The organism is Enterococcus sp. DIV1368d, assembly GCF_050542975.1.
GTDB classification, from domain to species: Bacteria; Bacillota; Bacilli; order Lactobacillales; family Enterococcaceae; genus Enterococcus_D; species Enterococcus_D casseliflavus.
In genome coordinates, this window is the sequence record NZ_CP172939.1 from 1,276,808 (window position 1) to 1,297,923 (window position 21,116).

9 protein-coding genes are annotated in these 21,116 nt (G+C 45.8%); 6 read left to right on the plus strand and 3 right to left on the minus strand.

Annotation, left to right across the window (positions count from 1 at the left end; translation table 11 throughout):
- Positions 1-100: 100 nt before the first annotated feature.
- Complete coding sequence (locus tag IGJ44_RS05960; protein ID WP_218212755.1) at positions 101-715, minus strand: helix-turn-helix domain-containing protein; 615 nt, start codon at positions 713-715, stop codon at positions 101-103.
- A gap of 637 nt (positions 716-1,352) precedes the next feature.
- On the opposite strand from IGJ44_RS05960, the gene IGJ44_RS05965 reads away from it, so the two are divergent.
- Positions 1,353-4,499 carry a MucBP domain-containing protein gene (locus tag IGJ44_RS05965; protein WP_430606346.1) on the plus strand — a complete coding sequence of 1,049 codons (3,147 nt, stop codon included), beginning with the start codon at positions 1,353-1,355 and terminating at the stop codon, positions 4,497-4,499.
- Between the two features lie 78 nt (positions 4,500-4,577).
- On the opposite strand, the gene IGJ44_RS05970 is transcribed toward IGJ44_RS05965, so the two are convergent.
- Complete coding sequence (locus IGJ44_RS05970; RefSeq protein WP_142973059.1) at positions 4,578-5,252, minus strand: CPBP family intramembrane glutamic endopeptidase; 675 nt, start codon at positions 5,250-5,252, stop codon at positions 4,578-4,580.
- A gap of 234 nt (positions 5,253-5,486) precedes the next feature.
- Here IGJ44_RS05970 and IGJ44_RS05975 point away from each other — a divergent pair, with 234 nt between their 5' ends.
- Positions 5,487-7,049 (plus strand): polysaccharide deacetylase family protein, encoded by a 1,563-nt coding sequence (locus tag IGJ44_RS05975; protein WP_430606350.1) that lies wholly within the window; start codon positions 5,487-5,489, stop codon positions 7,047-7,049.
- A gap of 68 nt (positions 7,050-7,117) precedes the next feature.
- Here IGJ44_RS05975 and IGJ44_RS05980 read toward each other — a convergent pair whose 3' ends face one another.
- Complete coding sequence (locus IGJ44_RS05980) at positions 7,118-8,002, minus strand: helix-turn-helix domain-containing protein (RefSeq protein ID WP_430606352.1); 885 nt, start codon at positions 8,000-8,002, stop codon at positions 7,118-7,120.
- A gap of 1,159 nt (positions 8,003-9,161) precedes the next feature.
- On the opposite strand from IGJ44_RS05980, the gene IGJ44_RS05985 reads away from it, so the two are divergent.
- The 4 genes from IGJ44_RS05985 to IGJ44_RS06000 all read left to right on the plus strand — a co-directional run bounded on the left by IGJ44_RS05985 (position 9,162) and on the right by IGJ44_RS06000 (position 21,072).
- The gene (locus IGJ44_RS05985; RefSeq protein WP_430606354.1) at positions 9,162-18,533 is read left to right on the plus strand and encodes an Ig-like domain-containing protein; all 9,372 of its coding nucleotides are present in this window, start codon (positions 9,162-9,164) and stop codon (positions 18,531-18,533) included.
- A 102-nt stretch (positions 18,534-18,635) separates the two neighbouring features.
- A complete protein-coding gene (locus IGJ44_RS05990) occupies positions 18,636-20,105 on the plus strand; it encodes an adhesive domain-containing protein (RefSeq protein ID WP_430606356.1) in 1,470 nt (489 codons plus the stop codon).
- Between the two features lie 14 nt (positions 20,106-20,119).
- Positions 20,120-20,428 (plus strand): hypothetical protein, encoded by a 309-nt coding sequence (locus IGJ44_RS05995; protein WP_430606358.1) that lies wholly within the window; start codon positions 20,120-20,122, stop codon positions 20,426-20,428.
- Positions 20,425-21,072, plus strand: a complete 648-nt coding sequence (locus tag IGJ44_RS06000) for a WxL domain-containing protein (RefSeq protein WP_074535099.1) — start codon at positions 20,425-20,427, stop codon at positions 21,070-21,072. The genes IGJ44_RS05995 and IGJ44_RS06000 overlap by 4 nt, the downstream gene beginning before the upstream one ends.
- Positions 21,073-21,116 lie beyond the last annotated feature (44 nt).

Genomic DNA, 21,116 nt, shown 5'->3' on the forward strand with positions numbered 1-21,116 from the left:
AAATAAAATTATTATTCTTAAATCCTAATGCAGTTGAGAACAATCAAATCAATTATTTTTATCAACTGCATTCTTGATTTTAAATTTGAAATTGGAGTCCTTACATCTCAAACTTCCGCCAATCAAACAAATAAATCACCCCAATTGCTTTAAACGTCAAATAGATAAAATGACCATAATTATGGCCAATCAGATGTAACGCATCAGCGGAAGCTCTTTTATTCGACCAAAGAGTAAAACCTAATATTATGGCTAAGATCAACAGACCTTTTCCTAATGCAAAGACAATTGTTTTTGCAGGGAGGGGTCTTTTTTTTGTGAGGAAAAAGCCGAATAAAAGGACAAAGTTAACTAGTAACAAAAAATGTGAAGCAGCTGTCCATAGGGTTATTGTTCCTGTAGGTGTGAAGAAGTCGGTGAAAACGCAAGCGACGACTGCAGTCAAATTTAGCAAGTATAGAGGAAGGCGGAAGGTTGGTTTCTTTTCTTCACTCTTTATTTCTGGTTCTTCTGCTAATTGTTCTGGTTTTAGTAGTGACTCTAAATCGATTTGATAGAGATCACTTAATTTGATCAAGGTGTCGATGTCTGGGGTACTTCGATTGTTTTCCCAATTTGAGATCGTTTGTCTAGTAACAAATAATTTTTCGGAAACTTCTTGTTGGGTGAGCCCTAATTTCAAGCGACTCTCTTTTATTTTTTCAGCTATAGTCATTTCAATGCTCCTTCTGACCTATCCTATCATAAAGCGGTTCAAAGAAACAATTGTAAAGCTCGATTTAACGAAAAAATGCACAAGTTCTTTTCTTTGTTCTTAAAAGATTAAATTTAAATGAGCTTATGTCAGATATTCCTAAAAAATTTCCTGAAAGTGTTCGGTTTTTTTCAGTGAATCCTTCACCTGTAATAAGTAACAATTGTCATATATGAAGTAATAAATGTTCAAAGATAGCACATATTGAGAGTAGAAGATAGACTTGATCGAATCATTCAAAAATAGAATGCCACGATCAAGTAAAAAATAGTCTCCTTTTTTGAAAATGAAATCATTGATAAAACAAGGATGCAAAGAAGATTTGCGCTGATTTGCACTGGATTTGCTTGAAGGCAAGGGCGCTTGAATTATAAAATTCTGAAGAGGTGATGCAGTGCGATGACAAGTGAATTAAGTATAAATACGCTCAATGGTATTTCATGTGTCCGCATAAAAAATTTTTGAGAGGAGTGGATGATACGCTAAATAAAAAATTGTTTGTAAATTAAAAATTAATAAATTATAATGATTTTTAGGCGTAAAAAAAGTTTGGATAAAAAGGTTTTAATTTTGAAAAAGAAGGTTAAGGTGAAAGTTTGTGAAAAAGAAGTTTAAATATGTTCTATCTTTAGTAATCTTATTAAGTGCTGCGGTGGTAACGCCAGCATTTCAGGTAGTGGCGGAAAGCCAAGTGTTTTCAGAATCTCCGCAGGTGGATCAGGAAGAAGTGAAAACTGTACAATCTGATGATACGAATGCTTCTGCGGATGCTGGACAAGCTACCTCTCAAGTAGAAAATCCTACGCTAACAACAGCGACCTCAGCGCGCGTGGATGCTGAGAACGAACAAACACAAGCAAGTAGTGACAGTAAAGAAGCCATCAGCGGATCAGAAAATAAAGAAGAACCTGCTGCAAGCCCTGTAAATAATGTCCCTTCTTCTGTTGATCCGTCGTCTGCAAGAGCTGCCAATGCGCAACTGACGGTTCAAGTTTTAGATAGTAATTCAAACCAGCCAATCCAAGGCGCTTATTTCACATTGACCTCCTCGACATCTGGTGAAGTGACGTTGTTAGTCACGGACAGTTCAGGAAAGGTAACGATTCAGGTTCCTTCAGGGGGCTACTTTATTAAGCAAGTGGGTACAACGAATCAAAGATTGAACTACGCATTTACATCGATTGGAAATTCTATCACTTTGCAAGCAGGAGAAACGAAAACATTGGCACTTTATGAGCGTCTAATTGTGGGCGAGTATGCTTTTAGAGATAGTCCAGATACGATTCATATTCCTGTAAACAGTACCTTCGAATTCTCAACTCAGGCATTAGAGATTGAAGCGTTTAAGTTAAATTTTAGCGGCAACATAGAAAAAAGTATTTCTGACTCGCAGATCTTTCCGTACTACACAAATGTTGATCCAAGTAAACCGGGGACTTACGTAGCAATTTTTATGGCTAGACAAGCCTCCTATAGTGTATATACAACCCATGTAGTCAATGTCATTGTTGATCCGGAGCAGGTGGGAGAGGTAACTGTCAGATATCTTGATAATCAAGGGCAAGAAATCCATGAAACGAAGACTTTATCTGGTACCATAGGTGCTTCATATGATGCTAATACGAATGAGTATAAGTTATCAATTGACGGTTACACCCTAGACGAAAGCCAATTACCAGAAAACAGTAAAGGCGTATTTAGTGAAACAGCACAAGCCATCATCTACATTTACACAAAAAATCCTGTACAAGCAGCGGATGTCACGATTGAGTATGTAGATTTAGAAGGAAAAGAAATACACTCCTCTCAAACGATTAGCGGGAATGTGGATGACTCTTTCGACGTTAGCACAGATCAATATAAACTATCGATCGATGGCTATACACTAGACGAAAGCCAATTGCCAGAAAATAGTAAAGGTGTATTTGGCGAAACGGCGCAAACCGTCACCTATATCTACACAGAAAATCCGATACCAGCAGCGGATGTCACGATTGAGTATGTAGATTTAGAAGGCAACGAAATCCACGCTAGCCAAACGATTAGCGGGAATGTGGGTGACTCTTTCGATGCAAGCGCAGATCAGTATAAACTATCGATCGATGGCTATACACTAGACGAAAGTCAATTGCCAAAAAACAGTAAAGGTGTGTTTAGTGAAACAGCACAAACCATCACTTACATCTATACAAAAAATCCGATACCAGCAGCGGATGTCACGATCGAGTATGTAGATAGAGAAGGCAACGAAGTCCACGCTAGCCAAACGATCAGTGGAAACGTAGGCGACTCTTACGATGCCAGCACAGAAAAATACCAACTAACAATCGAAGACTACACTTTAGACGAAAGCCGGTTGCCAGAAAATCTTAAAGGTGTATTTGGCGAAACGGCGCAAACCGTCACCTATATCTACACAGAAAATCCGATACCAGCAGCGGATGTCACAGTGGAGTACGTGGATACAGAAGGCAACGAAATTCACGCTTCTCAAACGATTAATGGAAACGTAGGCGACTCTTACGATGCTAGTACAGAAAAATATCAACTAGCAATCGAAGATTACACATTGGATGAAAGCCAATTGCCAGAAAATCTTAAAGGTGTCTTTAGTGAAACAGCACAAACCGTCACCTATGTGTATACAAAGAATCCGATACCAGCAGCGGATGTAACGGTCGAGTATGTGGACACAGAAGGCAACGAAATTCACGCTTCACAAACGATTAGCGGGAATGTAGGCGACTCTTTCGATGTAAGCACAGATCAATATAAACTATCGATCGATGGCTATACACTAGATGAAAGCCAATTGCCAGAAAATCTTAAAGGTGTCTTTAGTGAAACAGCGCAAACCATCATCTATGTGTATACAAAGAATCCGATACCAGCAGCGGATGTAACGGTCGAGTATGTGGGTACAGAAGGCAACGAAATTCACGCTGCTGAAAAAATTAGCGGTAATGTAGGTGATACATACGATGCCAGCACAGATCAATATAAACTATCGATCGATGGATACACTTTAGACGAAAGACAATTACCAGAAAATCATAAAGGTGTGTTTAGTGAAACAGCGCAAACAGTCACCTACATTTACACAAAAAATCCTGTACCAGCAGCGGATGTAACTGTTGAATATGTGGATACAGAAGGCAAAGAAATACACTCCTCTCAAACGATTAGCGGGAATGTGGGCGACTCTTTCGATGCAAGTACAGATCAATATAAACTATCGATCGAAGGCTACACTCTAGACGAAAGCCAATTACCAGAAAACAGTAAGGGTGTATTTGGCGAAACAGCGCAAACAGTCACCTACATCTACAAAAAAAATCCGATACCCGCAGCGGATATAACGGTCGAATACGTAGATACAGAAGACAACGAAATTCATCCTTCACAAACGATCAGTGGAAACGTGGGCGAGTCTTACGATGCCGGCACAAAAAAATATCAGCTAACAATCGAAGGCTACATAGTAGACGAAAGTCGACTGCCGCAAAATGCCAAAGGTACATTCGGTAAGGAAGAGGCAACTGTGACGTATGTTTATACAAAAGAAAACGCAGCAACCGTCATTATTTCTGATAAAAAAGAACCAACGGCGACTGTTGTTTCGAAAAAAAGCGCTTCTGCACAAAGATTGCCGCAGACCGATGAACAGGGGACGTTGTTCCCGTTTGTTGTTGGTTTGTTCTTTATCGCCACGGCAAGCTGGCTTTATTTCAGAAAGCGTAAATAGCGATTAAGTAAGCCCTTGGGGAAAGGCGTTACTAACTATCAAAAAGGACAGCTAGGCTTCAGCTGTCCTTTTTGTTGCTTATTTACCTAAAAATGAAATGAATCCCAGAGAGTCATAAAGAAAATGGCAGATCCAGCTGACCCATACGCTATTGGATTTTTTCCAAACGTAGTTGAGTGCCAATCTGGCAGGCATCAAGGTGATCAATAATTGGGCTGGATGAAAGCCGTACGCTGGGATGTGCCATAAAGCGAATAGCACACTGCAAATGATGGATGACCAGGCAAATGAAAGGCCTCTTTTCTGCAACGCCAACAAGAGGTTGGTACTCAGCAATTCTTCTCCCATCAGCATAAAGGGAACTTGCAAAAAGACCATTTGGACAGTGATGGTTTCGCTGATCGAGTTGGTTGTTGGTTGTCCAAAAATAGCGGCATAAATAAAGGAAAAGAACACGCCAGTCAAAATGACGAAAGGGACACCCCACAATAAAACGGTGAACCGAAAATGTTTGAACTGCTCCAAAAAGGTCGTTCGTAAGAGAAAATACCCTGCACTAAATGCGAAGACCAGATTCCAGATGGTACCGACGATCGATAACACGGAATCGTTTAGTGGGGTATAAGGAAGTAATTGATAGGTTAATCCTATGATTAAGGTAAGAACGAATAAATAAACTGCTGATTTGTGTTTCATTTTGAACACATCCTTCATAGTAATTGCCACATGCTGAATTATAAACAGAAAAAACATCAAAGTACAAAAAGATATCTCTCATTATTTTTAAACAAAAAGAAAAAGCAGTGAACACGATATCATACTTGGCAGAATTGGTTTTCTTAAAAGCAGAATAAAGGATTTCTAAGAGCAATTCTCAAAATTTGTGAACAAAAAGAGAAGTTTATAAGAATCACTGTAACACTGTTGAAATATTATTACGCTTATGTTACATTTTGTTTACGTTATTATGTTTGAGGGAGAATGTTTATGAAGAAATCAAGCAATGATTCAAATAATTCACAACATAGAGAAGCGACTTCTGAAAAACAAGCACCTATTTCGAGGGTCGAATCACATCAAAAGCAAACAACGGGAACGACAAGACGCACGCCAACTGCCAATCGTCAAGTTTCTAAAAAGAAGCCAACCCATCGCAAATATCTCTTCTCATTGATGACGCTGCTGACAATTGTCATTATCGCCACTGGGGGCTATATCGCTTTTACTTTGAAGCAGCAAGAAGCATTGGCACGCGAAAAATATGAAGCTGCCGCGCAAAAGCTATTAGCATCGATCCAAGAAGAACAAGCCAAAGAGGGAATTCCCGCAAAACTTGAAACATTGTCTGATGGCGACAAAAAAGAATTGATTTTCCGCCCAAAAGAAGAAAATGCCATCCCTGTAAAGGATGCAAGTAAGAAATTATCGACCATGGCGAACCAGCTATGCAAAAAACACGCCGACAAAGAGACCGTTACGATCGCCCGGATTCAAGCACAAGCAGTTGCATCAAAAGTGTCAACCTATTCCTTAAAAGCGGACAGCTATGTTTGGAATCGGGAGACTGGGCGGTTTGAAGATGCGGATAGCGTGGTTGCCGATCCAATTTTTATTTCCGAGAAAACTGGCAATGAACTATCCTTGAAGGAATTAGTACCCGATGAAGGCAGCTTGTTAGGGATCCAGCAAGTCATTCAACAAAAGCTTTTGGATCAAGCCAAAGAACCGGCTAAAATCCTTGATGCGGTTCTGGGGATGGACCGAATTACCTATGACTCGAAATTTACTTATGATCCTGAAAAAATAACGCTCCAGTTGCCGCAAAATCAAACAGGCGTATCCGAGATCACTTTGGCTTACAAAGAGATTGCGCTGTTTATTGATCCAGAGCTTGTCAATGCAGATCAATTGAAAGAGCAACAAGCGATGTTAGACGAAAACAAAAAATATGTTGCGTTGACTTTCGATGATGGACCAAACGATACCTCGACATTGGATCTCTTAAAAATCTTGAAAGACAATGATGTGAAGGCAACGTTCTTTGAATTAGGCCAAATGGTGGATCGATATCCTGAAGTCGCGAAAAAAGTCCATGAGGAAGGGCATGAAATTGCCAGTCACTCCTATTCACATCCCCAATTAAACACGCTATCGCCAGAGGAGGTCAAAGCGGAAATAACCAAAACGGACAAAGCAATCTATCAGGCGACAGGGGTCTTACCGAAGAATTTGCGCCCGCCATATGGGGCGATTGATCAACAAAGCGCCCAAGCGGCAGGAAAATCGATCATTCAATGGAGTGTTGATACCGAGGATTGGAAGCTGAAAGACCCGAACAAAATTTTGAAAGTCGTTCAAAACAACGTCTATGATGGGTCGATTATTTTACTTCATGATATTCATCCAAAGTCCGTTCAAGCCGTACCAGGTATTATTCAAACGCTGAAAGCGCAAGGCTATGAATTTGTGACGGTGGATCAATTGCTCAATGGCAACCAAAAACCAATGTATCAATACTTTGGTGCGACAGACGAACGCAGTGTTAGCTAATAGCTGAAAAAGGAAGGGATGGCAATCATCACTTCCTTTTTTTAACGAACACTGCAGTTGCCGTTTTATCACTCGGAGGAGGCAAATGCTCGGAGGTAGTCATCATCCAGCAGCAAAGCAAAATCATCGGCAAGGGCACCTTGATCCAATTCTCGCATGATAGCTAGCATCTTTTGCGTGATCGTTTCACCAGCTTTATGATCACCGGTTCGTAAGAGTAACACGCCTTGGAAAAATTTGCAGACGGTTTGGTGGAAAAATTCTTTGTAGTCTGTCGCCAAAAGTTTCAATTGGACGACGAGAACTTCCGTCGCATCGTATTGCTGGTGTTTTAGTGTATATTCGATCAAATTGATCAGTAGCGCGCAATAAATTTCCCGACCTTTTTCCATATCGATGTAGTACTCGAGCATCTTGGATACTTTTTTGAAAAAGAGGAAATTATGGTCGTTGTCCAAAAGATCGATGGTGTTGCCAAATAGTTGGATTTCTTGTAACGTCCAGCTCTCAACATCAACGAGATAAGAGATAATCGTTTGACGATCACATTCCAAAACAGCACGTTTCCGATAGACGCCATGTTCTGCCAAGCATTGCAGCATGCGAATCCGTGAGCGAACCTCTGCAATACGGACCTTGTTCAGTCGGCTAGAGGTTTGCTGCAGCTCCTGTAATAGAATTTGTAACTGGTTGATATCGTGCTTGTTTGAATATTGCGTGTACCGATGGTTGTAGCTGTTTTGCTCATCCAGCCGATAGCCATTCGCGATATAGAGAAATTCATCGATATCCATTGATAGATTTTCTAAGATTTGCAACAGCAGGTTGGCAGCAATATGATGCTTGCCTTTTTCAAATTCGATGGCATAAGACTTTGAAATAATCGTGCCATAGACTTCTTTTTGGGTGAAGCCTTTTTTCAATCGGATTTGTCTGATCGTTTCGCCATACATAAGAAAGCCTCCGCTCTCGTTGAATTAATGAGATCTTGTATCCCCATTATAGTAAAATAAGTCCAGTGTAGGAATTAAAAAGATCTTATATTTCAGACCGCTTCTGATTTGCTGGAAGGATGTTTCGCGGTAATGTGCACCCAGAGAGGGCGTGAAATAATAAGAAAGCGTGAGAACGATTCGTTCTCACGCTTTTTTTTCAGACAAAACTAAGACATATCAATACAAGAATCATTACTAACCAATCCATCTTCTCATGCTCCTTATGTGGTATTAGAAGAAGACGATTGGGCAGCTGCGTTTCCTTCTTACCAGCAAGTATAAACAAAAAGAAGCGAATGAATGCTTATGTCCAAAATATAAGACCAAATAGCTGCTGAAGAATTTCGTTGAAAGAAAAAGTAAATGGCGATTGAAGAAATTTCATTTCATGATTGCTCACGCTCGATTTTAATAGGAGATTTTCATTCCTTTTTTCACAGAACGTTCTGGGAGCTTTTCGAGCCCATTTTTTTCGTCGGTAAGAGTTATTTTAGACAATATCGTGAAAAACGCCTGAATTATTTTTGTTTTTTTATTTTCTTAGGTAAAAAACGGGGATGAAGACAAGAAAAAACAACATCATCGTTTTTCTCTCTTCTTGAGTATAAAGAAACAAATGTAATCGTATTCATTGTATTGATTAATTATAAGGAGTAAGGTGCTTTTTTTGATAAAAAATGATAACTTTTTATCGTTATGCACCTGTTTATAAGATAAATATAAATAATCTGTGCTTGTTTATAAAATAAATGTTTTATGTTTTGTAACGTTAATTTCAGTGTTTTTTTAATTATTTATCGTGTTTATAATTTGTTGGAAAGAAATAAATTTGCTAGAATTTTGTTAAACAGTGTGTTCGATTAGTTATTTTATCTCTCGGTTTTCACAAGCGCATTCTAATGTGCTGTGAAACTATTTGAACAAAAATCACTGGGTTTTTCAGAAAGCAGGCGAAAAAATCTTCGCTGAGCTATCGGTAACTTTTGTTTTCTCTCTATGCCTTTGGGTGTTGGGTTGAAATAGATTTTCATCTGGTTTTAAAGGGGGCAGGAAACATTCCAGAGATCATCAGTTTTATCTTTTGTCGGTTAAATTATTTCGAACAGGAGGAGAATGAATGAAAGGCATAAATTACAAAAAGCTCATGGATTCAAAGAAAAACACACGCGTTCGAACAAAGAAAAATATTATTGCGAATTTAACTGTCAGTGGGATGTTGTTGACGAGTACGGTGGTCGTGCCAGCAAGTTTATTATGGGCACCAACGACGGTTGAAGCTGCTTTGGTTTCAGCTGAACTTTTCTCAGATATCACAGCGTCTAATAACTCAGGCACGAGTGCGTCTGCACCTTATGCAACGCCTGGTGCAACGAACCAAGTCAATTTCTCGATTTCTGGATCGAATGCAGTAACGGTTGATGTCTTGAACGGGGATAAAGTCGCAATTGTTGGGGTTCCTCAAGGACTTACTGGTTTGGTTCAACCGGCAGGAAATGCATCGATTTCCACCAATGTGACACTACAACTGGGGAATTTCCCAGCCTTGCAAACATTGATCGGAACAGTCACACCAGCAGTCAATACCTTGATCAGCACGGTGGATGGAATCGTCAATCAAAATTTAGCTGACGCATTGGATATTCCTCCTACGATTGGCGACATTCTTCCTGTACCGAATCCGTTGTATGAGGCGGCTTCTCTCGTCAATGTTAGTCGTATCATTTCCGTCAACTTAGCTGAAATTACGACCCAGTTAGACTTACTAAATCAACTCGGACAATTTGGCCAAGCGAATTTTGAAGTTCCAGCTGGATTAACCGAAAACGAACGTGCCCTGATTGCCAATGTGGATGATGGTTTATTTATCGTTGTCAATCAGCGTATCAATCAAATTCTTGATAATTTACAAGCGGCACAGATTCAAGTCAGTATTCTAGATGGTGCCAGCGGAATCCCAGGAATTGGTACCTTGATCAGCGGGATCAATACACTGGTACAAACGACGGTCAATACCGCCAAAGCGACTTTAAATGGCACTGTTGAAACTGCTCAAAATGTCTTGAATGCTACGACCAATCTAGCAGATCAGGTCGCTTCTGCTTCTGTTTTAGGCCAAACCAATGTGGTCATTCCAACGAATGTTACCAGTCCGACCTATGCACAATTGGTTGAAAATGGTGTGGCGAATCCATCTAATCCTTACGAAGCTCGCTTTGAAGCAACAATGTCTCAGCTTGACCTCATCACGATTGATTTATTTACGGATGCTGACGGCAATAACTCGATTTGGTTTGCGCCAGATACACCAGAAGATCAAACCGATACACCAACAATCAATCCATTGACAGCAGGGGAAACGACGATCAGCGGAACAGCTGAGCCAGGCGCAGCCATCACATTGGCGATCAACGGCGGTGCACCTATTACAACAACCGCAGATGGTGACGGCAATTGGACGGCGGATGTCCCTGAATTGGTGGAAGGCGATACAGTCACAGCAGTAGCGGAAGCTGAGGGGGAATCGGCGAGTGAGCCTGCAACGGCAACGGTAGCAGCACCAGTGGTTAATGCACCAACGGCTTCGATTTCAGGAAATAGTACCGATGGGTATCCTGTGACGGGGACAGCCGCAGCAAATGCAGCCATTGAAATCACCAATGCCGAAGGTGAAGTCGTTGGCTCTGGGACGGCAAATGAGAACGGCAACTACAGTATCACGTTGAACCCAGCAGATGTAGCAGAAAATGAAAACTTGAATGTTGCCGCAATCGTCACTGCCGGTGGGCAAACTTACCGTAGTGGCAATACGCCAATCGTCGTTCCAGCAGACGATGCGGAGCAACAAACGGGAACACCAACGATTCAACCGGTGACTGCCGGGGATACAAGCGTCAGCGGAACTGCTGAGCCTGGTGCCTCGATTACTGTGACCATCAACGGTGCAGATCCGATCGTGACGGAAGCCGATGAAGAGGGCAATTGGCGTGTTGATGTGGACGAAGTGTCAGAGGGCGATACGGTTTCAGCTATCGCCGAACTAGCAGGACAAACGCCAAGCCAACCGGCTAGCACCACCGTGTCCGCCTTAACAGTCAACGCACCAACGGCTTCGATCACAGGAAATAGTCAAGAGGGCTATCCAGTGACTGGAACAGCAGCACCAAATGCGGCCATTGAGATCACCAATGCGGATGGCGAAATTGTCGGAACAGGTACCGCCAATGAGAATGGTGTTTATACAGTCACGTTAGATCCAGCGGATGTTGACGCGGAAGAAACCCTGAATGTGACAGCGGTTGTGACCGCTGGCGGCGAAACCTATCGAAGCAACCCAACACCTGTTGTGGTGCCTGCAGATATCCTGCAGACGGAAACACCAACGATCGATCCAGTCAGTGCTGGAGATACGACCGTTAGTGGGACAGCGGAACCGGGGGCAACGGTAACGATCACGCTTCCTGAAGGCGATCCAATCACGGCTGAAGCCGATGATGAAGGCAACTGGGAAGCAACGGTTCCTGAATTATCAGAAGGCGATTCCGTGACCGTCGTAGCTGAGTCTGAAGGCAAAGATCCGAGTGCCCCAATCACCGTGAGTGTAAACGGTTTAACCGTGGCGGCACCAACGGCTACGATCACCGGAAATAGCACAGATGGGTATCCAGTAACGGGAACAGCGATTGCCAATGCAGCAATTGAAATTTTGAATGAAGCAGGAGAGGTCGTTGGTAGCGGAACAGCTGATGAGGATGGTAACTTCACGATCACCCTTGATCCTCAAGAGGTGACAGCTGACGACAACTTACGAGTGGAAGCGATCGTGACGGCTGGTGGTGAAGATTATCGCAGTACAGGCACACCGCTTGTAGTTCCTGCAGATGATGAAGAAAATTTAACTGAAACACCAACAATCGACCCAGTAACAGCTGGGGATACGACCGTCAGCGGAACGGCTGAACCAGGGGCAACTGTGACGATTACGCTGCCTGAAGGCGATCCGATCACGGCAGAAGCCGATGACGAAGGCAATTGGGAAGCGACGGTACCAGAATTAACGGAAGGTGATACGGTAACAGTCGTTGCCGAAGTAGAAGGCAAAGAGCCAAGTGCACCGATTACCGTGACCGTTGATGGTGTGACTGTCAGTGCACCGAGCGCTTCCATCACAGGCAATAGTACGGATGGCTATCCGGTCAGTGGAACAACCACGCCGAATGCGGCCATTGAGATTTTGAATGAAGCAGGAGATGTCGTTGGTAGCACGACGGCGGATGACGCGGGTGCTTATACCGTGACCTTAGATCCAGCCGATGTGGCGCCAGAAGAAGCCTTGCAGGTGGTGGCAGTTGTGACAGCGGGCGGTCAAGACTACCGCAGTAATGCCACGCCAATCACGGTACCAGCAGACATTGAACAAACAGAGACACCAACGATCGATCCGGTCACAGCAGGTGATACCACGATTAGCGGAACGGCAGAACCAGGTTCGACGGTTACTGTTACGATCACCGGTCAAGAACCAGTAACGGCTGAAACGGATGACGAAGGAAACTGGCTTGCGGAAGTGCCAGCAGTCTCTGGTGGCGATACAGTCACAGTCGTTGCGGAAGCCGAAGGCAAAGAGCCAAGCGCGCCAGTCAGCGTTGGAGTCAATGGAGTCACCGTTGCAGCACCAACAGCGATCATCAGCGGCAATAGTACCGATGGCTATCCAATCACGGGGACTGCTCCAGCGAACGCAGCGATTGAAGTGTTGAATGAGTCAGGCGATGTGATCGGTACTGGGACAGCCGATGGGGATGGAAACTATACGGTAACCATCGCACCATCCGATGCAGCACCAGAAGAAACCTTGTCTGTCGTTGCGATTGTTACAGCAGGCGGAGATCAGTACCGCAGTCCTGCCACACCGGTGACGGTACCAGCAGATGAGCTTGAACAAACAGCATCACCAACCATTGACCCAATCAATGCCGGGGATACGACGATCAGTGGGACCGCAGAACCAGGCGCTACGGTGACGGTAACGATCCCAGGTGAAGAACCTGTTACTGGTGAAGCCGATGACGAGGGGAACTGGACAGTTGAAGTTCCTGAAGTTTCTGAAGGAGAAACCGTCACAGTGGTCGCACAAGCACCAGACAAAGACCCAAGTGCACCGATCAGTGTTGGAGTCAATGGGTTGACGATCGCTACACCAACCGCGACGATCAGCGGCAATAGTACCGCAGGTTATCCAGTAACGGGAACGGCACCAGCCAATGCAGCCATCGAAATCTTGAATGCCGATGACGAGGTCATAGGTACTGGCACCGCCAATGACGAAGGCCAATATACAATCACGTTAACGAGTAATGACGCGTCTCCAGCTGAAGCCTTACGGGTGGTGGCGGTAGTCACAGCCGGTGGTCAAGAGTACCGCAGTGCGGCTGCACCAATCACAGTACCTTTGGATCAAACTGCAGTCCCAACGATTGAATCGGTGACAGCCGGCGACACGACCATCAGTGGTACGGCTGAACCTGGTGCGACAGTCTCGGTCACGATTGGTGACGCAGAGCCAGTCACTGCCGAAGCGGATGACGAAGGCAATTGGACGGCAACTGTGCCCGAGGTTTCTCAAGGAGAAATTGTTTCTGTGGTAGCGACCCTTGATGGGGAAACACCAAGTGATGCAGCTACGGTCGTCGTAAATCCACTCACTGTGGCGACACCGACAGCAGCGATCAGCGGCAATAGTTCGGATGGGTATCCAGTAACCGGAACGGCCACGCCAAATGCAGCGATTGAGATCTTAAATGCAGCCGGTGAGGTTGTTGGTAGCGGTGAAGCAAATGAGGAAGGTGCTTACAGCATCACATTGAGCAGCGACGATGTTGATCCTTCAGAAGCACTTCAGGTGGTGGCAGTGGTAACCGCTGGCGGCGATGAGTACCGCAGTACGCCGCTCTCCATCGTGGTACCAGCAGACCAAACGACCACCCCAACGATCGATCCAGTGCAAGCAGGTGATACATCCGTCGGAGGAACTGCCGAACCTGGTTCAACGGTGACGGTAACGATTCCTGGAGAAGATCCAGTGACTGCCGAAACGGATGAGGAAGGCAATTGGACAGTCACCGTACCAGAACTTTCAGAAGGCGACACGGTCACAGTGGTTGCTGAAGCTGAAGGCAAAGACCCAAGTGCACCAATCAGTGTTGGTGTCGGTGCCTTGAACGTGGCTGCACCAACCGCAACGATCACGGGCAACAGTACTGACGGCTATCCAGTCACAGGAACAGCACCAGCCAACGCAACCATTGAAATCTTAAATGCTGCCAATGAAGTGGTAGGCAGTGGTACTGCCAATGGAGACGGTGAGTATACGATCACCTTGACAGAAGGTGTTTCACCAGCAGAAACCTTGCGAGTGGTGGCTATCGTATCAGCCGGCGGTCAAGACTATCGCAGTTCGGCAACTACTATCGTGGTGCCAGAAGATAACGCAGAAGACCAAACAGCGGCACCGACTGTCGCACCAGTGATTGCTGGGGCTACAACCGTTAGCGGAACGGCTGAACCTGGGGCAGATGTAACGGTTGAACTACCAAACGGCGATACTGTTACAGTGGCAGCGAATGACGAAGGTGAGTGGACGGCAACTGTGCCGACGGTTTCTCTGGATGATGTCTTGACAGTTACTGCCTTGGCAGACGGCAAAACAGAAAGTTTACCAGTAACAGTGACGGTGCAAGGGCTGATCGTGGCAGCACCAACGGCAACGATTTCTGGCAATAGTGCAGATGGCTATCCAGTAACTGGTACAGCACCAGCTAATGCGTCAATCGAAATCTTAAATGCTGATGATCAAGTGATTGGCACAGGGACGGCCAATGAGAATGGTGTTTACACCGTTACCTTGACCAGTGAAGAGGCATCAGCAGGAGAAACGGTCCGTGTCATTGCCATCGTTTCAGCAGGTGGGGATGACTTCCGTAGTCAACCAACGGCTGTCGTGGTACCTGCGGATCAAACGGCGACACCAACGATCAATCCAGCAGTTGCCGGCGCAACAGAAATCAGCGGGACAGCCGAACCAGGAGCAATAGTCAACGTGACGGTCGGTGAGCAAGACCCAATCTCAGCCGAAGTTGACGAAGAGGGCAATTGGCAAGTTGATGTGCCAGAGCTTTCCGAAGGGACGATTGTTACGGCAGTAGCAGAAGTAGAAAATGAAACACCAAGTACACCAGCAACGATCACAGTCGGTGCATTAACGGTGGCGGCTCCTAGTGCGTCCATCAGTGGCAATGCAGCCGAAGGTTATCCAGTGACCGGAACAGGACCAGTGAATGCGACCATCGAAATCTTGAACGAAGCTGGCGAGACAGTTGGAACGGGTACGACCAATGATGCAGGGCTTTACACGATCGATTTGACCAGTGAAAATGTCTCTCCTGAAGAAAACTTGACGGTAGTTGCGGTGGTCACAGCTGGTGGTACAGATTATCGTAGTCCAGCGACACCAATCATGGTGCCAGCTGAACCGGGTGAAAATCAAACAACGGCACCAACGGTTGATCCAATCAAAGCAGGCGATGAAACAGTTAGCGGAACGGCAGAACCAGGCTCAACTGTGACTGTGACACTACCTGACGGCACAGAAGAAACCGCCGAAACAGATGATGAGGGCAACTGGAGTGTCGATGTGCCTGAATTGTCTGAAGGGGATACCATCACAGTCGTCGCAGACAGTGACGGCAAAGACCCAAGTGATCCAATCACTGTCATCGTTGAAGGAGTGACTGTCGCAGCACCAACAGCTTCCATCAGCGGCAACAGCACGGATGGCTACCCAGTGACTGGTACAGCACCAGCCAATACAGCGATCGAGATCTTGAACGCAGACAATGAAGTCGTTGGAACAGGCACTGCCGATGGAGACGGCAACTATACAGTGGACTTAACTGCTGAAACTGTCAATCCAGAAGAAACCTTAAATGTCGTTGCCATCGTAACAGCTGGTGGGAAAGAGTATCGCAGTAATCCAACAGCGGTCATCGTACCAGCAGATACGGTAGTGGATCAGACAGCTGCACCAACGATCAATCCAATCACGGCAGGAGATACCAGCATCAGTGGGACCGCAGAACCAGGTTCAACCGTGACGATCACTGTACCAGATGCGGAACCAATCACGGCTGAAACGGATGACGAAGGCAATTGGACAGCAGAAGTACCAGAAGTTTCTGAAGGCGATGCAGTCACTGTTGTGGCTCAATCACCTGACAAAGAGCCAAGCGCTCCAGTAACAGTTGGTGTGGGGGCGTTGACGGTCACTGCTCCTAGTGCAACCATCACAGGCAATAGCACGGATGGCTATCCAGTAAGTGGAACGGCACCAGCCAATGCCACCATACAAATCTTGAATAGCGATGGACAAATCGTCGGTTCAGGAACCGCAGACGCGGAAGGAAACTACAGTATCACTCTTGAACCAACAGCTGTTGCACCAGCGGAAAGCCTAACAGTCGTCGCAGTTCTGACAGCTGGCGGCAAAGAATACCGCAGTAATGCGACACCAATCGTGGTACCTTTGGATCAAGAAGAGCAACAAACTGCAACACCAACGATCGATCCAGTCAAAGCTGGCGATACTACGATCAGCGGGACTGCCGAACCAGGTTCGACGGTGACGGTAACGATTGGTGAAAATGAACCGATCACAACTGAAACGAACGAAGAGGGCAATTGGACAGTCGAGGTACCTGAAGTTGCGGAGGGTGATACCGTCACTGTTGTGGCCCAATCACCTGAAAAAGATCCTAGTGCGCCAATCACAGTGAGTGTGGATGGCATCACGGTTTCAGCACCGACCGCGTCCATCACTGGCAATCCAGAGGATGGTTACCCAGTGACGGGGATGGCAGCACCAAATGCGGCGATTGAAATCTTGAATGAAGCGGGAGACGTCGTTGGATCAGGCACTACCGATGAAAATGGCAACTACACGATCACGATCTCTGGTGAAGCTGTTTCTCCTGAAGAATCACTGAACGTCGTTGCGATCATCACCGCTGGCGGCAAAGACTATCGGAGTAATGCGACACCAATCGTAGTGCCCGTTGAGAATACGATCGATCAAACCGCTACACCAATCATCGAACCAGTCACAGCTGGTGACACGACCATCACTGGTACTGCTGTAGCGGGAGCGATGGTCACCGTGACGGTAACGGGCGAAGAAGCGGTTGAAACCGAAGCAGATGAAGCAGGAAATTGGTCAGTGGACGTTGCGGAAGTTTCTCGGGATGAAATCGTAACAGCAGTGGCGCAAAGTGAAGGAGAAACCGCCAGTGAACCAGCAACGACCGTTGTTAATGGCATCACGGTCAACGCACCTTCAGCATCCATTACTGGGAATTCCCAAGAAGGCTATCCAGTAACTGGGAACGGGCCTGCCAATGCAGCGATTGAAATTTTGAATGAAGCGGGGGATGTCGTTGGAACAGGCACGACCGATGAAAATGGTGACTACACGATCACATTGACTAGTGAGGATGTCGCACCAGAAGAAAACTTATCGGTTGTGGCGATCGTCACTGCTGGTGGGGATGACTACCGCAGTAATGCGACGCCAATCGTCGTACCTGTCGATGATGAAAGCATCAAGACAGATACACCAACCATTTACCCAGTCACGGCTGGTGATACAACGATCAGCGGAACGAGTGAGCCAGGTGCTACGATCACCGTTACCATCAGCGATCCGTTAACAAGTAGATTCCTGACCATCTTCGCGGCTGAAGGACCAATCACAACGATCGCCGATCAAAATGGCGACTGGCGTGTTGAGCTATCCGCGGAAGCGACGGAAGGTGAAACCGTTACGGTTCTTGCTTTAGCAGATGGCGAAACCCTAAGTGATCCGACGACGACCGTAGTCGATGCTTTGACGGTTGATGCACCGGTTGCTACGATCACTGGCAATCCTACCGATGGCTATCCAGTCTTCGGGAATGGACCAGCCAATGCGACAATCGAAATCTTGAATGAAGCGGGTGACGTTGTCGGAACAGGAACGACCAATGGGAATGGTGCCTTCAGCATCACATTAGACCCAGAGGATGTTTCACCAGAAGAAACCCTTAACGTTGTGGCGATCGTTACAGCAGGTGGCAGAGAATACCGCAGTGCAGCAACACCAATCGTGGTACCAACGGGTGACGACGGCACGGACGGCAGCGATGGAACGGATGGCACCAATGGTTCTGATGGTACGAATGGTACCGACGGAAGCAACGGCGCTTGGGGCAACTGGGGCAATTGGGGGAACAATAACTGGAACAGCAACAATCACAACCAAAGCTGGTGGGGAAGTAAATTCTTACCGAAAACGGGCTCAGAAGGAACCTGGTACGCTTCAGTGATTGGAGCAGCAGTCTTCGTTGTCGGAGGAATCGGTTTGTTCTTCAAAGCGAGAAAGAAAAAAGACCAGCAAAAATAGCATGACTTTACCAGCGGAGTGGACATCCTCCGCTGGTATCTCTAGTGAATCAAAATTTTGAAGCATTGATCATCGTTTCGTAAAGAAAGGGTTAGAAATGGTATGGAAAACAGAAGGAGGGAAAAACGTTTTTACAAATGGACGATCGCTCAGTTGATTTTCTTGTTGACCAGCATCAGTTTCGTCAATTTGTATCTATTAACAACGACCAAAGAAGCCGAGGCGGCAGTGAACGTATTAGATGTGGAAATTTTAAGCAATTTAACAAGTGCCAATACAAGTGGTACTTCAGCAAGTGCTCCTTGGCCAGGCAGTGTGACAAATCGACCAGTGACTTTTTCGATCAAAGGGAACGGTGGCTTGAACGCTTCTGTCAATGTCAACGGTGAGGATAAATTTGCTTTGTTGGCGATCCCTACAGAGTTGAGAAATAGCATCAATGCTAATGGATCAGCAGCTATCAAAACGTCGACCACAGTCAATATTGCCAATGTCCCGCTTTTGAATGCGATCTTAACAGCGCTTGATTCCTTGACCAGCTCCTTAAATCTCAATCTCGGGATCGTGCAAATCGATTTAACGGCTGTCAATCAGCAAATTTCCTTGCTAAAAACTGTTGGTAATTTAGGCAATGTAGAAATAAGCAGTCCGTTGCAGTTCACCACCCAAAGAGAAGCGTTGTATGCCAATATGAGTTCGAACCTCGGTGTCGTATTAGGAACCAATGTCCCGCAAATTTTACGGAATTTAAGCACGACGATTCAAAACACCCAGATCCGAGTGATCGGCATCGATATTGGCGGTGTTGTTCGTGCATTGCTGCAAGGGTTGCTGAATACCCTGCTTAGCACCGTAACGTCAGCGTTGAACAATTTGGCAACCGTCCAAGAACAAATGGCGGATGCAGCCGTTTTAGGAGCAACGGATGTTCAAATTCCTACGCTACTTTCGGGTCCAGGACAGTTGTCCGCAAATTGGACCGCCAATTTTTCGGCTTCTGTGTTGAAGGCAAAGCCGACGGACATCAATCTCTTGAACTTTAGTGCGCTAAATATCAGCAGTCGCCAAACCATGATTTATTTCATGGTCGAAGCACTGACGATGGATCGGACGAATCTGCCGACTCAGCTGAATTTTGGCCGACATGCCATTCAAACGAAAAAGAGTGAGACATGGCGGGCAACCGCCAACGGCGACCAAAGCGCAGCAGCTACAACTGGGATTTTACGGATCAATGATACCCGCAATCGTCAGAAAAAATGGCAAGTCAAGGTCAGACAATCCACCAATTGGGTCAATGGCACGCGAACATTGCCAGCTGCCGAATTAAGGGTTCAGCTTGGAACTGTCAATTCGACATTTACAGACGGTCGAGTGGTTTTACCTGATAATGCAACGATTGCCCTGCAGCAAAATGTCGAAAAAAATGTGGTGACGTTGGAAAATGCGGCATCGACTGGTGGACTGACTGTTAATTTTTCCCAGTTCAATTTATTTGTACCTGAGAAAACACCTAAATTTCAAGGTCAGTATCGCGCCACAGTCGTGTGGACCGTTTCTGATACACCTTGAAAAGGAAGAGCAGAATGAAAAAAAATTCCCTTGTGCTGCTTCTGATTTTGATGATCGGCAGTTTCTACAGTATCGTTCCATCAGCAGTAGCCAATACGACGACCGGCAACATTGAGTTTTATGAAGGACCAACGGAAACAGCTAGCAGTGATTCCATTGATGAAGAAATTGAACCACCGACCAGTCAAGAAACGATCACTAACGCAGAAGAACCGCTGCCACAGCTTGCGGAAACCAATCACTTTTGGCTGCCCGTAATAGGCGGATTCTTCACTAGTCTGACATTGATCATTTGCATCAAAAAAAGGAGGATGGCAAAATGATTTCAAAGAAAACGATAATAGGCGCATTGGGGGTATTGACTGCCCTTAGCATTGGTGCGACAGTGCAAGCAGATGACACGACCGGTGTCGTAGAATATACCTCTGGGGGCATCGTGTTTGACCCTGACAAAGGCGGGAGTGATCCCAATACGCAGCTACCAACGAATTTAGATTTTGGTGCCCATGAAATCCAAACAGAAAATGCCGAAACGTGGGTGGCTACTACGGATGGGACTGGACTACCTGGGGATGGGTCAACACTGCAAAGAGGGGCAGTTGCGGTCAGCGATAACCGAGGACAGGCGAACTCTTCTTGGGCGATCAAAGTACGGCAAGCAACCCAATTTACGGCAGGAGACAGCACGTTGGACGGTGCGGTATTAACGGTAGATACGGGGACGTTGACCAATAACTTGAGTTCGCCGCCAACCGGAACCAGTGATATTGCCAATGGCGAGCTTGATTTTGCGGCGATCAACAATGAGTATGCGTTCTTGACCGCCAATGCTGGCGAAGGGATTGGTGAAACGTCGATGCCTTTAGAACAATTTACCCTTTCGATCCCAGCCAATACGGAAAAACAATCAGCAACCTACCAAACGACCCTCGTTTGGACGATCAGCAGTGCGCCGACGACCCCATAGGGTAACAGTATGCAGAAAAAAAGCAGCTTGCCTGAGCGGCTGCT